Here is a 13306-nt window from a genome sequence, read left to right as displayed (position 1 = left end):
GTCCCCAAATTCACATTTATTTCTTAATCTATGTATGAGTTTTATCTTTTCATTCACTTACGCATGTATCATTATAGCATAAAAAAAAGAAATTGGCTGTATCCTCCCGCTGTTTGCGAGCATTTGCTTTTAACAGCGGGGACAGCCAGCTTATTTTTTTTCGCTTTTCATTTCTCCGTATGCGGTTTGAATGAGTGCCTCTCCTCTGATTTTAATGGCCGAAGTATGCTCTGTAAACTGAGCGATGATTACTTCTCCCTTGTCGAGTTTTTCGGAATGGTGAAACTTTGTATCGGTTCCTCTTGTCAGGCCGATCACATTCACTCCGTCTTCAACCGCTTTTATGATGACAAAATCACTTGAATGCTTTTCGTTCATTTCTAGCACCCTCTATCTTTATTAGTCCTGGCGTTTAATATGTTCCAATACTTCGGCACGGGCAGCTGCATCATCTTTAAAAATGCCTCTGACTGCTGAAGTGACGGTTTTTGCACCCGGTTTTCTCACACCGCGCATCGTCATGCACATGTGTTCTGCTTCAACCACTACCATGACGCCATACGGGTCAAGCGTTTCTACGATGCTTTCCGCAATTGTAGATGTGATACGCTCCTGAAGCTGCGGACGCTTTGCAACGGCTTCAACGGCACGCGCCAATTTACTGAGCCCTGTGACCTTTCCGCCTCGCGGTATATATGCAACGTGTGCTTTTCCATAAAAGGGAACAAGGTGATGCTCACACATAGAATGAAACGCGATATCTTTTACAAGAACAAGCTCCTCATGGTTTTCACCGAAGATAGTCTGGAAATGTTCTTTTGGGTCTTCATTCAAGCCGGAGAATACTTCGGCGTACATCTTTGCGACTCTTTTCGGAGTATCAAGAAGCCCTTCTCTGTTCGGGTCTTCTCCGATCGCTTCTAAAATTTGACGAACAGCTTGTTCGATTTGCTCTTTATTAACTTCTTTCATGTTCTATGTCCTCCACCAATGAATACATTTAATTTCGATTCTAGCACACATGCCCCGCTAAAAGCAAAGTGAATGCCCTGTCAGGAAGCCCATGCCCTTGAAATATGAAAAGCCCCTTGGAAAGGGGCTTTTCTGTGAAGAAATAAAGTGTATGTAAGCTAGATGCATACACGATCTATATTCACAATTATTTTCCGGCAACTGCGTCTTTAAGCGCTTTACCTGGTTTGAAAGCAGGTACTTTGCTCGCTGGAATTTCGATTTCTTCACCTGTTTGAGGGTTGCGTCCTTTACGTGCAGAACGTTCACGCACCTCGAAGTTACCAAAACCGATCAGTTGAATTTTATCACCGTTTTTAAGTGCATCTAAGATCGTATCAAAAACAGAGTCAACTGCTTTTGTAGCGTCTTTTTTAGACAATTCGCTTGCTTCTGCAACCGCATTGATAAGTTCTGTTTTGTTCATGCCTTTCACCTCCTCCCAAAAGGAATACATTCAGTTCGTTTATTATCATTTCTTCACAGTTCAGTCTGATTCTAAACCTGGCCCAGAAAAAAATCAGAGCAGGCAAGAGAAAGACAATTAAACGGCTTTTTAAGAAAAACTGCACTCTGAGGAATGTTTGTCCAACAAAGTGAAGAATTTCTGTATGTAGAGTAACACATATAAAAAGCCATATCAAGCATTTTAAAGCGTCAATCCCTTGCTCGTCAAGGATTTAACGTGATTCACCGAACAAATATTCCTTTTTTTGCTTTTTTCATCCTATTCTTTGATCCTTTTCCATTATTAAGAGCAAAGAAAAAAGACCTCCCATTCTATAAAGAGGTCTTCCGGTATTACAGGATGATGGCGATTAAGCCGCCAGAGCCTTCGTTTATAATTCTTTCTAACGTTTCTTTTAATTTATACCGCGCGTTTTCAGGCATTAATGACAGCTTTGCTTGAATCCCTTCTCTCACAATTGAGCTCAGTGATCTTCCGAAGATATCGGAGTTCCAGATGGAGAGCGGATCATCCTCAAAGTCCTGCATTAAATAGCGTACAAGCTCTTCGCTTTGTTTTTCCGTTCCGATAATCGGCGCGAATTCGCTTTCGACGTCTACTTTGATCATATGGATCGATGGCGCGACAGCTTTTAGCCTCACACCGAATCGTGAGCCCTGTCTTATAATTTCCGGCTCATCGAGACTCATATCAGTTAAAGCAGGCGCTGCAATGCCGTATCCCGTCTGTTTGACCATTTTTAAGGCATCAGACACTTGATCATATTCTGTTTTCGCATGGGCAAAGTCTTGCATGAGTTCAAGCAAATGGTCTCTTCCTCTGATTTCAACACCCACCACTTCTTTCAAGATTTGATCATATAAGTGGTCCGGCGCGTACAAATCGATTTCTGCGACCCCTTGACCCAGCTCAATTCCGGCTAATCCGGCACTTTCAATAAATTCAAACTCGCTGAATTGGCCGACAACCCTGTCTACGTCCCGAAGCCGCTTAATATCCTTAACAGTTTCCTTCACGGATTCCTGGTAGCTTTCACGCAGCCAATGGTTTTCTTTTAGCACCATTACCCAGCTTGGGAGGTTGACATTTACCTCAAGCACCGGAAACTCGTAGAGAGCTTCTCTGAGCACACTCAGCACATCTGATTCCCGCATGCTTTCCACGCTCATTGCCAAAACCGGGATATCATATTTTTCGCTTAAATCCTGGCGCATGGCTTCTGTTTCCGGATGATACGGCCTGACTGAGTTGATGACCATAATAAAGGGTTTGCCAACCTCTTTCAGCTCTTCAATGACTCTTTCTTCAGCCTCTATATAGTCACTTCTGGCGATATCACCAATGGTGCCGTCTGTTGTAATGACAACTCCGATGGTCGAGTGTTCTTGTATGACTTTTCGCGTGCCAATTTCAGCAGCCTCATGAAATGGGATCGGTTCTTCGTACCAAGGCGTGTTAATCATCCGCGGCCCGTTTTCATCTTCATATCCTTTAGCGCCGGGTACTGTGTAGCCTACACAATCTACTAATCTTATATTGACATCGAGTCCGTCTGACACGTGAACAGACATCGCCTGATTCGGAACAAATTTAGGCTCTGTAGTCATAATCGTTTTGCCGGCCGCGCTCTGCGGCAACTCATCCTGCGCACGGGCCCGGTCTGCTTCGTTACTGATATTCGGGAGCACCACAAGCTCCATGAATTTTTTAATGAACGTGGATTTTCCTGTACGGACAGCACCTACGACTCCTAAGTATATATCGCCTCCTGTTCGTTCAGCGATATCCTTGAAAATATCGACCTTTTCCAAGTGAATCCCTCCCGGACTTCCTATCCTTATCAATTTTATTAAGCTCTTTCAATCAAACACAGGACACTATATGTGTATGACGTTGTCCTATTTCAATATGACATCTTTAGAAAATTTTCCGTCCTCAATCTATTAAAGTATAAAAAAACCTTTCTCCCTATTTGTATGCAAGGGAGAAAGGTTCATTCCTTTTTCATATCATTTTCTAAAAAAACAGGTTCCTGTTTGTCATTTACCGTATATTTCACAGAAAACGCCGGGACGAAAGGCGTTTCTTGCCAAATCATATCCTGAATTTCAGATCCGGGCTTAAACGTTTTTTTGCTTTTTTTGAGCCAAGAAGCCAGCTCAGTCCGGTAATCGGCATATATTTCTCCGTCTCCGTCAATCATAAGCGGCAAGGAATTCCCTGAGATTGGGCTTGTCACTGTAAGAGAGCTTCCAATCCCCAGCTTCTTCTCATCTAGTGTAAATAAATCACGTGACAGCACATCCTGATAAGGCGGATATTGATGCTCCTGGCGGTACATTTGGACACGCAATTTCACATCGCGGATTTTTTCAGCCATCTTTAGATCAATCAATTTAACAGTCGGATCGTTCTCTACGTCGACAAGCACGTATTGATAGTCTCCTCCGCTTTCATATGCCGTGCTTGGAGGTTCGGCCATATACCTCGGCGCTAAACGGTTAAAGTCTATCGGATATTTTTGATACAGAGGTGTCGACATATCTTTTGTTTGAATGGGAAGCAGTCCTCCATTTGCCTTTTGGAATTCGTCAACAGCAGACTGGACCTGCTCTAACTGGTCCTGATAAGGAATGGCATGTACACTGCTTTTCCGCTCATTTGGATATAAACAGCCTGATAAAAACACGACTGCCGCAAAAATCATAGCGCACTTCAGTTTACCCATACAGCACTTCCTTTTACAGCTTTATTCATTGACAGGACCGCTGAATACCACGACAAACACAATAATTCCCGATATGAGCATACACATGTAAGCAAACGATGAAACCGCAATCTTCAGAAAACGATTCCGAAACTTAAACCGGCTTAAATAGATGGACGCTACAGCCAGAAACATCAGACCCATGGACCCCAGTGCAAACCACATTTTCATCAATGCCAGACTCAATGACCTGCGCCTCCCTAATATGTATGATGTAAGCGTTGTATTTCATTTTAATATACAGCGCCGGTAAAGATCAACCAGATTTTCCATCCTTTGATAGAACAAAAAACTGAAGCAAAGAGGGGGACCTTCGCTTCAGTCAAATTGACTATATTCACCTGCACGTTTAAGAAACACTCTCTTGGACTTCGATGCTATAGTATGCGACTTGGCATACAGATGCATCCTCTATTGCCTAAATCAGCAAAATGTTTCAGGAGATCCCAAGACTTGGGTGTTCTACTGTTTTTCGGGCTTTCGTTCAATTAAGATATGCGGGCGTCAATACAATTGACACTTTTACTTCACTTGATTTTCAAATGTATTTACCAGATCCTCCATCTCGTGGGTTTTCCCTCTCGCCATTAAAGATTCAACAGCAGTTTCCACTTTTTGTCCGTTAAATAGAACTTGATGGAGTGCTTCTGTAATCGGCATTTTCACATCATATTTCTCCGAAAGCTGGTAAGCCGCTTTTGTCGTACGGACGCCTTCGACTACCATTCCCATCTCTTCAAGAACGTCTTTGAGCTTGTACCCTTTTCCGAGCAAATTGCCGGCACGCCAGTTTCTGGAATGAACACTTGTGCACGTCACAATCAGATCGCCCACTCCTGTCAATCCAGAAAACGTCAGGGGATTCCCGCCCATTTTCGTTCCGAGTCTCGCGATTTCGGCAAGTCCGCGCGTAATCAAAGCAGCTTTGGCATTGTCGCCATACCCTAAACCGTCTGTAATTCCTGCGGCAAGGGCAATGATATTTTTTAAAGCCCCGCCGATTTCAACTCCGATAATGTCAGGGTTTGTGTACACCCGGAAATTGTGATTAATAAATAAATCCTGCACCTCTTCTGCTGCCCGCATGCTCTTTGAAGATGAAGTAACGGTCGTCGGATGGCGCAGCCCCACTTCTTCCGCATGGCTCGGGCCGGAAAGGACCACAACATCTTTTCTGACATCGCTTGGGAGCTCGTCTTCCATAATCTCAGAAATGCGAAGGAGCGAATCAGGCTCTATTCCCTTGCTGACATGAACAAAGACTGCCTTTTTCGTGATAAAAGGCACAGCCTGTCTCAGCACTTCCCGAATCGCTTTTGTCGGAACCGCAACAATAATGAAATCTGCGTCCGAAACAGCTTTCCCGATATCCGTTGTAGCCTGTATTGATTCCGGCAGCTTGACGTTCGGCAAATAATCCTTATTTTCATGCTGATCATTGATTTGATCAATCAGATCTGCACGGTACCCCCACATGGTTACATTGTGATGATTATCGGCTAACACTAAAGCCAGTGCCGTCCCCCAGCTTCCCGCTCCGAGCATAGTGACTTTTTTCATATTTGCTTCACACCTTTTTATTTTCTAGCTCTTGCAAAAATTTTGATTGGTGTCCCTTCAAAATCGAACGCATCTCTGATTCGATTTTCTAAAAAGCGTTCGTACGAGAAATGCATTAATTCAGGATCGTTTACAAACACAACGAAACTCGGCGGTTTTACCGCCACTTGGGTCGCATAATAAATCTTCAAACGAGAACCGTTATGAGTCGGCGTCGGGTTCATTGCCACAGCGTCCATGATGACATCATTTAAGACATTCGTTTGAACCCGCAGTGAATGATTTTCACTCGCTTTGATAATCGCAGGCATCAGCGTATGAATCCGTTTTTTCGTTAAGGCTGACATGAATAAGATTGGCGCATAACTAAGAAATTGAAAATGGTCACGGATATTTTCTTCAAATTCTTTCATCGTGCTTTCATCTTTGTCAACAGCATCCCATTTGTTTACGACGATCACGACAGCTTTGCCCGCTTCGTGTGCATAACCGGCGATGCGCTTATCCTGTTCAATAATGCCTTCTTCGCCGTCAAGCACAACCGCAACGACTTCTGAGCGGTCGATTGCTTTCAGCGCCCGCAGTACACTGTACTTTTCAGTCGTTTCATAGACTTTCCCTTTTTTTCGCATGCCGGCAGTATCAACAATGACAAACTCCTGCTGGTTGTACGTAAATGCCGTATCAACAGCATCTCGTGTCGTTCCTGCCACGTTGCTCACAATGACGCGCTCTTCGCCGAGCATCGCGTTCACTAGGGAGGACTTTCCGACGTTCGGGCGTCCGATCAGGCAGAATTGAACCACTTCTTCATCGTATTTCGTTTCAGGAATGTTTTTAAAATGCTCTGCAACGGCATCCAGCAAATCACCTAATCCGAGTCCGTGTGTTCCCGAAATTGGATACGGCTCGCCAAAGCCAAGCGAATAAAAATCGTAAATATCCGCTCTCATTTCTGTGTTATCCAGTTTATTAACTGCCAAAACAACTGGCTTTTTCGTGCGGTACAAAATTTTCGCTACTTCTTCATCAGCAGCAGTCACGCCTTCACGGCCGTTCACCATAAAGATAATGACATCCGCTTCATCCATGGCGATTTCAGCCTGCTGGCGAATCTGCGCTAAGAACGGCTCATCACCGATATCAATACCGCCAGTATCAATTAAATTAAAATCATAATTCAGCCACTCAGCCGAGCTGTATATCCGATCCCTTGTCACACCAGGGGTATCTTCTACTATTGAAATTCTTTCTCCCGCAATCCGGTTAAAGATTGTGGATTTTCCTACATTTGGTCTCCCGACAATGGCTACGACAGGTTTACCCATAGTACCCTTCCTTTCGATCCAGCCGCTTTCATTTTTACATAAATTTTCAACCGGTTATTAAAATCATTTCATTCACTTTTATGAAAAGAAACCCTTCAGAGGAAGGGCTTAACTCATTTATTATATCAGTTTTTACTGGGATCACAACTATTCTTAAAAATGTTTCACGATCAAATACACGTCATCTCCAATTCTGTGCGCTATTCCATCAAGGATCGCCTCAAGATTTTTAGCGAAAAGCTCCATCTCCTTTTTGTCATTGCAAAAAAAGACAGGAGCTCCCCCCGCAGCCCGGTTTCGGTTCGTCGTAATCACAGACAAAATCATTTTCGTAAGAGATTCGCTCATTCTATCACCTTATCCTGGTTCTTGATAAATTCAGTTGGCATTCTGATCGCATTTTCCAAAGTTGGAACATTGCTGATAATCTGAACAGCTGTTTCGGGGTGGTTAATTTGCGGAAGAACAAAAACTGCCACTCTCCCGTCATTTAAATCGCGTTTTGCAATTGGAGTGAGAGACGGCTCGCCCGAATCCCGATAAACCCCGAGTACATTCGAAACATCAAATAAAATGGCCTGGCGCTGCCCTAAGTTGGCAATCGTCGCTGCTGAATTAAAATTTTTTGGCGTTAAAATAAATCCCATGCCGTGCTTTAAAATCAGCTCCTGTTTTTCCGGAAGCCCAATATTCATCATATAAATATTATCAACAAACAGTCCCGGGCCGTCAAAGCGCGGCTTTATGTACTCGATATCTACAATCTCCTTCAAGACACTGCCCGACATAAATTTCATTGCCAGCAAGAAACAAACAATAGCCGCTATGACTGCAGCCCAAATGGATAAAAGCACATACGCAGAGGTTGTCAAAAGAGCTGTAAAGATCACGATATAATTTCTGCTTTCAAACGCAATCGCAATTCCCTCAATATATGTGCTTCCCCTTGAGACAAGCTCATACGAATCCATTTGGGTCAGTGTGTTCCGCTCCATGTTTCGAACATCTCTAAATTGCGTCGCTGCCAATGTTAAAAACGTGATGGCCGTAAATTCCTCCTGCAAAAGCGCCGGCATAATAATGGCCCCTAAACCAGCCGCAATCAGCCCTAGTGCAATGTGAATGACTTTCCCATGAACATAGGTCGGATACTGGCGGTAATCCGTTTTCAGCATATAAAGCCGTGTCGCGACCCCGGCAATGACCCCAAAAATAATTGGATAAATGTAATCACTCATGACATTTTGGTAGCTCCTTTGTTTGATCTTTTGCTCTTTTGACCAATCTGGCTTGCCAGCTGTTCGTATTTCGATATCCCAAACAGCAATATAATACCCGCGGAACACGTATTCAGCCATTGAAAGCCACCGACAGCCAAAGCCCCGGCCAGCTTCTGAATCACAAACGAATACACCAGTTCGCCTTGGCACATCCCTAGCACCAATAATGTAAGCTGTTTCGGGAACTCCCTTTCAACCGAAGCTGTCAAAAGCACTAATAATATTACGGCAGCCCACTCAGGTTTTATGATAAACCAAACTGGATCATATAATGCAAAAAGATAAACAAACGCATACCCGGCAATAAGCATCAGATAGACCATGAGATAACGAAAACGATACATTCTCAAATACCCTGCATAGACACACCCGCAGAAAAAAAACATCATATAAGCAGTATTTAGGGAAAAATATAAAGTGATGTCATGTATGCTTAGAATCATATTAGTCAAAATAAAGACAGAGACGGCAAATCGCCTTTTCGTCTTTTCAAAAATAAAGGTCGTCAGGACCCACAGAAACCACATTGACCAATAGTAATAAAATTGTTCCATTTTGCTTCCTCCATACTCCCAGTATGGAGCCCGAGCGCTTTTTTTAAACAATCCACCTCACAATAAGGAGTATGATCATGGGAAAAGACAGACAGGAAAAAAAACTCAAAGCTTCTGGCAGAGTCGAATCAGATCGCGACCAGTCCATACACTATGACGGAGCAACAAGCCTTGAACAAAATGGAAAATTCAAAAAGCGAAAATCATAATCAAAAGCCCAAAACTCATAAGGTTTTGGGCTTTTTATCATTCATCGCACACTATAGCTGGACGTATCAATCCTTCTCTCTGTGAGCCAGTGATGGGTTTCACCTTTGATCACAAGAGGTGTCTTTTGCAAATCAGTAATCGTTCTGGCGCCCAGTACGGTCATAATCATTTTTAATTCGTCAAGGATCAGCTGAACCTCCTCAAGCAGTCCATCCTCTCCGCTTTCAGTCAGCGCTTTTAAAAAGTGTCCTGCCATTCCGGTGCAAGAGGCCCCCAGCGCTATTGCCTTTGCCACATCAAGCGCATCCTGCAGGCCTCCGGACGCCATCATTGTGTTTGCGGGAAACGCAGAGTGGATTTCCGCCAAACTTGCTGCTGTCGAAATGCCCCACGAGTTAAAAAAGGTGATTTGCCGATGTCTTCGGAGATTTTCGATTTTCGAGAAATTCGTGCCCCCGTAACCGCCGATATCAACAGCTGCAGCACCAGCTTCATACAGCTTCCCTGCTGATTCTTTGCTCATACCGAAGCCGACCTCTTTCACAATGACCGGCACACTGACCTGACTGCAAATTTGTTCAATACGGTCCAGAGCTCCGCTGAAGCTTCTGTCTCCTTCAGGCATCACAATTTCCTGAATCACATTCAAGTGAATCTGCAGCGCGTCTGCTCCAATCATTTCCACTGCTTCCTTTGCCTGATCAGCTGTCGCCTCGCTTCCCAAGTTGGCAAAAATCAGTCCGTTTGGGTTTTCTTTTCGAACGATTTCATACGAAAAACGCTCTGAGGGATCTTTTAATGCTGACATTTGTGATCCGACAGCAAGAGGTATACCGGCCTGACGAGCCGCTCGTGCAAGTGATTGATTAATATCATATGTAAGTTGTCCGCCGCCGCCAGTCATTGCATTGATAAAAATCGGCGAACTGCTTGAAAGTTCGCCGATTTTTGTGGAAATATCTACTTGTTCTAATGCAAGATCGGGCAGACTGGCATGAACAAACGTAATATCATCAAGACCCGTGTCCCGCTTTTGTCCAGTGGACAGGGCATGATTGATGTGTTGTTTTTTCCGTTCTGCTCGAGTCACGTTTATCACCAATTATTTTAGTTTATTCAGCTTATCTCCGATCAGATCACCAAGCTGGAAGCCAGTGCTTGTTTCTTCCTTCGCCTGATATTGACGGTAATCTTCCTGATCGGCTTTAGGCGCTTCTTCAAGTTCACGCATACTTAATGAAATGCGCTCCTCATTTTCATTCACATCAAGAACCTTCACTTTTACAGTCTGTCCTTCTTCAAGGACTTCATGCGGCGTGCCGATGTGTTTGTTGGAAATTTGAGAAATATGAACGAGACCTTCAACACCCGGAAAGATTTCAACAAAGGCTCCGAAGCTTACAAGACGCTGCACAGTTCCTTCAAGCACATCGCCTGGTTTCACTTTCTCGCCGATTTGGCTCCACGGTCCAGGCAGTGTATCTTTGATAGATAAAGAAATACGTTCATTATCACGGTCAACCGATAATACTTTCACTTTTACTTCTTGCCCTTCTTCAACAACGTCAGACGGCTTCTCCACATGGGAGTGGGAAAGCTGCGAAATGTGTACAAGTCCGTCGATACCGCCGATATCAACAAACGCACCAAAATCAGTCAGGCGCTGCACTTTGCCATCAAGTACACTTCCAACTTCGAGAGACTGAAGAAGTTCTTGTTTTTTATTTACTTGCTCACTTTCAACAACGGCACGGTGTGAAAGGATCACGCGGTTTTTATCACGGTCAAGCTCTACAACGAGCAGAGACAGTGTTTTTCCTTTATAATCAGTAAAATCTTCAACGAAATGCGCTTCAACAAGTGATGCCGGAATAAAACCGCGAACGCCGATATCAACGACAAGTCCGCCTTTCACGACATCTTTAACTTCAGCTTCAAACACTTCTTTTGTTTCAAATTTTTTCTCAAGGTCTTCCCAAGCGCGGTCTGCATCAACAGCACGTTTAGATAAAATCAAAGCATCGTCTTCCACTTTTGTTACTTTCAGGTCAAGCTCGTCGTCTACTTTTACAACATCCGATGCTTTCTCTACATGAAGACTTGATAATTCACTGATTGGAATAATACCGGACTGTTTGACATTGATAATTTCAACATCCACATGCTTATCCTCTACCTTTGTCACAATCCCTTTAACTACATCTCCAACCTCTGGCACTTGAACATCAATTTGATTCATTTCCTCTGTCATTTGAATAACCTCCTTGGTCCAAACCTACACAGCTTAATTAAAACGGTTTGAAAGCTGGACATATAACATGCCCGCTTTTAGCCGAATATGTATTAAAGAATCATCCAAAAAAGTTTTTTGAATGATCAATAAAAAGTTTTATTAGTATTAACTTCTAATAAAAGGACAGGTTTGTCAAGCAATAACATTCTTTCTTGGCTGAAAAAATCTAAAAAAGTGGCATTCGCCATAATCAGCGGGACTTTTGCTCCACTGCCTTGAGGATTTTATCAGCTACCTCTTGAATGGAAAGAGATGTCGTATCGATTTCAAGAGCGTCTTCTGCTTTTCGCAACGGTGATACTTCGCGCTCTGAATCAAGCTTGTCTCTTCTTGCAATTTCCTCAATCAATGTCTCATAGTTGACATCGTAGCCTTTTTTCACGTTTTCTTCATAACGGCGTTTCGCTCTTTCCTCAACAGAAGCCAAAAGAAAGATTTTCACTTCAGCATTCGGCAGCACGTGAGTCCCGATATCACGTCCATCCATGACGACGCCGCCTTTTTCTCCAAGCTGCTGCTGGCGTTTCACCATTTCTCCCCTGACGCTTCTGTGCTTTGCTGCTATTGAAACTTGGTTGCTGACTTCGTCTGTTCGGATCGCCTCAGTTACATCAGTGCCGTTAACGATCACTTTTTGTCCTTCTTCTGTTGTTATCAGTTCAATGTTTGTCCGCTTTAGCAGCTCAGCCAGTTTTTCTTCATTTGCCAGGTCAATGTTTTCTTGCAAAGCCGTGTACGTTATCGCCCGATACATCGCTCCTGTATCAATATATATGTACGATTTCTTCTCAGCCACAATTTTGGCAACGGTGCTTTTCCCCGCAGCTGCCGGGCCGTCAATTGCAATCGATAATTTCTTTTCCATAATTCCTCTCCTTGCTCTTTTCTCCTCTATGGATTGTATCACGAACTTTATGAAAAAGGGTGGAAAATTGATGAATAATTAATGTTTGAAGGTTTCAATCCTATTGTTCTCCTCCATTTTATCCACCCCTTCATATTGAATCACTTTTGATACATAAGGCTCAATATGCTCATAGTGAAAAAGAATCTGGACACCAAGTAAAATGATGGCCTGAATGAACAATAATTTGATGAGCAGCCGTTCAAATGTTTTCATCGGAGCACCTCCATCACAAATAGTATGGAAGTGTTTGCCGATGTTTATTCCATCCGTGCCTTTCTTCTCTTATTTAACTGGCGCCGGATGCAATATTGAAGCAGAAACTGCTGGTCACTCGCTGAGATTCCCGTATACTCAAGGGTCATTTTATGCTTCCCTGTTTTCGGATCGTCAAAGACTCGTCTGACAACGGCTTCTGTTTCTATTTGACGTATGTTTTCATTTTCAGAAAGACTGATAATCAGGCGCAATGATTCCCCGGATTGAAAGGAATGGCCATCCGCTAAAATTAAGGCGATGCCGCCCGCGCTGATATTATAGGAAAGTGTGCTGAACTCTTCCTCAGCTGCCGGCTGCATTCGCACATCCAATACCGCATCAGTTCTCACATACTGGCGGCGCTGGATCCGTTTCACCTTTTCACGGGGAGGCACTTCAAGACAGATCATTTGAAGTTTGTCCTTCACTTTACCTTTTATACGGCTTGTAAAGCGGTAAGGAACTTCGTCTTTGCCCACAAACTCTACCGTTACTTCCATATCGTTATGCAAAATCACAGTTCGCCCTGTAGCTACATCAACCGGGTACGCGATCAAAAGCTCATTGTTTTCGTTGCTTACAGCTTTACTCTTCGCTTTTTTCAATTCATTTTCTTCTATATATTCTAAATGTACATTTTCCCCAATCTCGATCATTAACTTCACTCTTTCG

17 protein-coding genes are annotated in these 13306 nt (G+C 43.4%); 1 reads left to right on the top strand and 16 read right to left on the bottom strand.

What is annotated here, in order from left to right:
* Positions 1-150: 150 nt before the first annotated feature.
* The 11 genes from mtrB to ACMX2I_RS09630 form a co-directional block, all read right to left on the bottom strand.
* The gene (mtrB, locus tag ACMX2I_RS09680; RefSeq protein WP_087990544.1) at positions 151-378 is read right to left on the bottom strand and encodes a trp RNA-binding attenuation protein MtrB; all 228 of its coding nucleotides are present in this window, start codon (positions 376-378) and stop codon (positions 151-153) included.
* 21 nt (positions 379-399) lie between these two features.
* Positions 400-972, bottom strand: coding sequence for a GTP cyclohydrolase I FolE (folE, locus tag ACMX2I_RS09675; RefSeq protein ID WP_087990545.1), 573 nt, complete (start codon positions 970-972; stop codon positions 400-402).
* 187 nt (positions 973-1159) lie between these two features.
* On the bottom strand, positions 1160-1438 hold the full coding sequence (hbs, locus tag ACMX2I_RS09670; RefSeq protein WP_003153447.1) for a non-specific DNA-binding protein Hbs: 279 nt from the start codon (positions 1436-1438) through the stop codon (positions 1160-1162).
* Positions 1439-1812: 374 nt separating this feature from the next.
* Positions 1813-3291: a stage IV sporulation protein A gene (gene spoIVA / locus ACMX2I_RS09665; RefSeq protein ID WP_010330503.1), complete on the bottom strand. Its 1479-nt coding sequence runs from the start codon at positions 3289-3291 to the stop codon at positions 1813-1815.
* 182 nt (positions 3292-3473) lie between these two features.
* Positions 3474-4208, bottom strand: coding sequence for a hypothetical protein (locus tag ACMX2I_RS09660; RefSeq protein WP_414956789.1), 735 nt, complete (start codon positions 4206-4208; stop codon positions 3474-3476).
* A gap of 21 nt (positions 4209-4229) precedes the next feature.
* A complete protein-coding gene (locus ACMX2I_RS09655; protein WP_087990548.1) occupies positions 4230-4433 on the bottom strand; it encodes a DUF2768 domain-containing protein in 204 nt (67 codons plus the stop codon).
* Between the two features lie 336 nt (positions 4434-4769).
* Positions 4770-5807, bottom strand: coding sequence for an NAD(P)H-dependent glycerol-3-phosphate dehydrogenase (locus tag ACMX2I_RS09650; protein WP_414956788.1), 1038 nt, complete (start codon positions 5805-5807; stop codon positions 4770-4772).
* Between the two features lie 17 nt (positions 5808-5824).
* Positions 5825-7135: a ribosome biogenesis GTPase Der gene (gene der / locus ACMX2I_RS09645; RefSeq protein ID WP_087990550.1), complete on the bottom strand. Its 1311-nt coding sequence runs from the start codon at positions 7133-7135 to the stop codon at positions 5825-5827.
* A gap of 153 nt (positions 7136-7288) precedes the next feature.
* Complete coding sequence (locus ACMX2I_RS09640) at positions 7289-7483, bottom strand: capping complex subunit for YIEGIA (protein ID WP_087990551.1); 195 nt, start codon at positions 7481-7483, stop codon at positions 7289-7291.
* Positions 7480-8373, bottom strand: coding sequence for a YIEGIA family protein (locus tag ACMX2I_RS09635; protein ID WP_289347607.1), 894 nt, complete (start codon positions 8371-8373; stop codon positions 7480-7482). The genes ACMX2I_RS09640 and ACMX2I_RS09635 overlap by 4 nt, the downstream gene beginning before the upstream one ends.
* Entirely contained in the window at positions 8370-8969 is a 600-nt protein-coding gene (locus ACMX2I_RS09630) for a hypothetical protein (RefSeq protein ID WP_289347608.1), read from the bottom strand. The genes ACMX2I_RS09635 and ACMX2I_RS09630 overlap by 4 nt, the downstream gene beginning before the upstream one ends.
* A gap of 77 nt (positions 8970-9046) precedes the next feature.
* Between ACMX2I_RS09630 and ACMX2I_RS09625 the strand changes: the two genes are divergently transcribed.
* Positions 9047-9178 carry a YpzI family protein gene (locus ACMX2I_RS09625; RefSeq protein WP_010334754.1) on the top strand — a complete coding sequence of 44 codons (132 nt, stop codon included), beginning with the start codon at positions 9047-9049 and terminating at the stop codon, positions 9176-9178.
* Positions 9179-9219: 41 nt separating this feature from the next.
* Here the strand turns inward: ACMX2I_RS09625 and fni are convergent, their stop codons facing one another.
* From fni to ACMX2I_RS09600, 5 genes are all read right to left on the bottom strand, one after another.
* Positions 9220-10269, bottom strand: a complete 1050-nt coding sequence (gene fni, locus ACMX2I_RS09620; protein WP_414956787.1) for a type 2 isopentenyl-diphosphate Delta-isomerase — start codon at positions 10267-10269, stop codon at positions 9220-9222.
* A 12-nt stretch (positions 10270-10281) separates the two neighbouring features.
* Positions 10282-11430: a 30S ribosomal protein S1 gene (gene rpsA, locus ACMX2I_RS09615; protein ID WP_087990555.1), complete on the bottom strand. Its 1149-nt coding sequence runs from the start codon at positions 11428-11430 to the stop codon at positions 10282-10284.
* A gap of 232 nt (positions 11431-11662) precedes the next feature.
* Complete coding sequence (gene cmk / locus ACMX2I_RS09610; RefSeq protein ID WP_414956786.1) at positions 11663-12337, bottom strand: (d)CMP kinase; 675 nt, start codon at positions 12335-12337, stop codon at positions 11663-11665.
* A 78-nt stretch (positions 12338-12415) separates the two neighbouring features.
* Positions 12416-12592 (bottom strand): YpfB family protein, encoded by a 177-nt coding sequence (locus tag ACMX2I_RS09605; protein ID WP_087990557.1) that lies wholly within the window; start codon positions 12590-12592, stop codon positions 12416-12418.
* 44 nt (positions 12593-12636) lie between these two features.
* Positions 12637-13290: a flagellar brake domain-containing protein gene (locus ACMX2I_RS09600; protein ID WP_333561903.1), complete on the bottom strand. Its 654-nt coding sequence runs from the start codon at positions 13288-13290 to the stop codon at positions 12637-12639.
* Positions 13291-13306: the final 16 nt, after the last annotated feature.

It is taken from the genome of Bacillus sp. SW14 (genome assembly GCF_047608225.1).
In the GTDB taxonomy this organism is placed as follows: Bacteria; Bacillota; Bacilli; order Bacillales; family Bacillaceae; genus Bacillus; species Bacillus subtilis_G.
The sequence above is the reverse complement of the archived record's forward strand: the minus strand, read 5'-3'. Positions and strand labels throughout refer to the sequence as shown.

Bases quoted from the DNA above. Each gene is read 5' to 3' on its own strand.
- mtrB (WP_087990544.1), bottom strand. From the start codon at position 378: ATGAACGAAAAGCATTCAAGTGATTTTGTCATCATAAAAGCGGTTGAA.
- folE (WP_087990545.1), bottom strand. From the start codon at position 972: ATGAAAGAAGTTAATAAAGAGCAAATCGAACAAGCTGTTCGTCAAATT.
- hbs (WP_003153447.1), bottom strand. From the start codon at position 1,438: ATGAACAAAACAGAACTTATCAATGCGGTTGCAGAAGCAAGCGAATTG.
- ACMX2I_RS09660 (WP_414956789.1), bottom strand. From the start codon at position 4,208: ATGGGTAAACTGAAGTGCGCTATGATTTTTGCGGCAGTCGTGTTTTTA.
- ACMX2I_RS09650 (WP_414956788.1), bottom strand. From the start codon at position 5,807: ATGAAAAAAGTCACTATGCTCGGAGCGGGAAGCTGGGGGACGGCACTG.
- der (WP_087990550.1), bottom strand. From the start codon at position 7,135: ATGGGTAAACCTGTCGTAGCCATTGTCGGGAGACCAAATGTAGGAAAA.
- ACMX2I_RS09640 (WP_087990551.1), bottom strand. From the start codon at position 7,483: ATGAGCGAATCTCTTACGAAAATGATTTTGTCTGTGATTACGACGAAC.
- ACMX2I_RS09635 (WP_289347607.1), bottom strand. From the start codon at position 8,373: ATGAGTGATTACATTTATCCAATTATTTTTGGGGTCATTGCCGGGGTC.
- ACMX2I_RS09630 (WP_289347608.1), bottom strand. From the start codon at position 8,969: ATGGAACAATTTTATTACTATTGGTCAATGTGGTTTCTGTGGGTCCTG.
- ACMX2I_RS09625 (WP_010334754.1), top strand. From the start codon at position 9,047: ATGGGAAAAGACAGACAGGAAAAAAAACTCAAAGCTTCTGGCAGAGTC.
- rpsA (WP_087990555.1), bottom strand. From the start codon at position 11,430: ATGACAGAGGAAATGAATCAAATTGATGTTCAAGTGCCAGAGGTTGGA.
- cmk (WP_414956786.1), bottom strand. From the start codon at position 12,337: ATGGAAAAGAAATTATCGATTGCAATTGACGGCCCGGCAGCTGCGGGG.
- ACMX2I_RS09605 (WP_087990557.1), bottom strand. From the start codon at position 12,592: ATGAAAACATTTGAACGGCTGCTCATCAAATTATTGTTCATTCAGGCC.
- ACMX2I_RS09600 (WP_333561903.1), bottom strand. From the start codon at position 13,290: ATGATCGAGATTGGGGAAAATGTACATTTAGAATATATAGAAGAAAAT.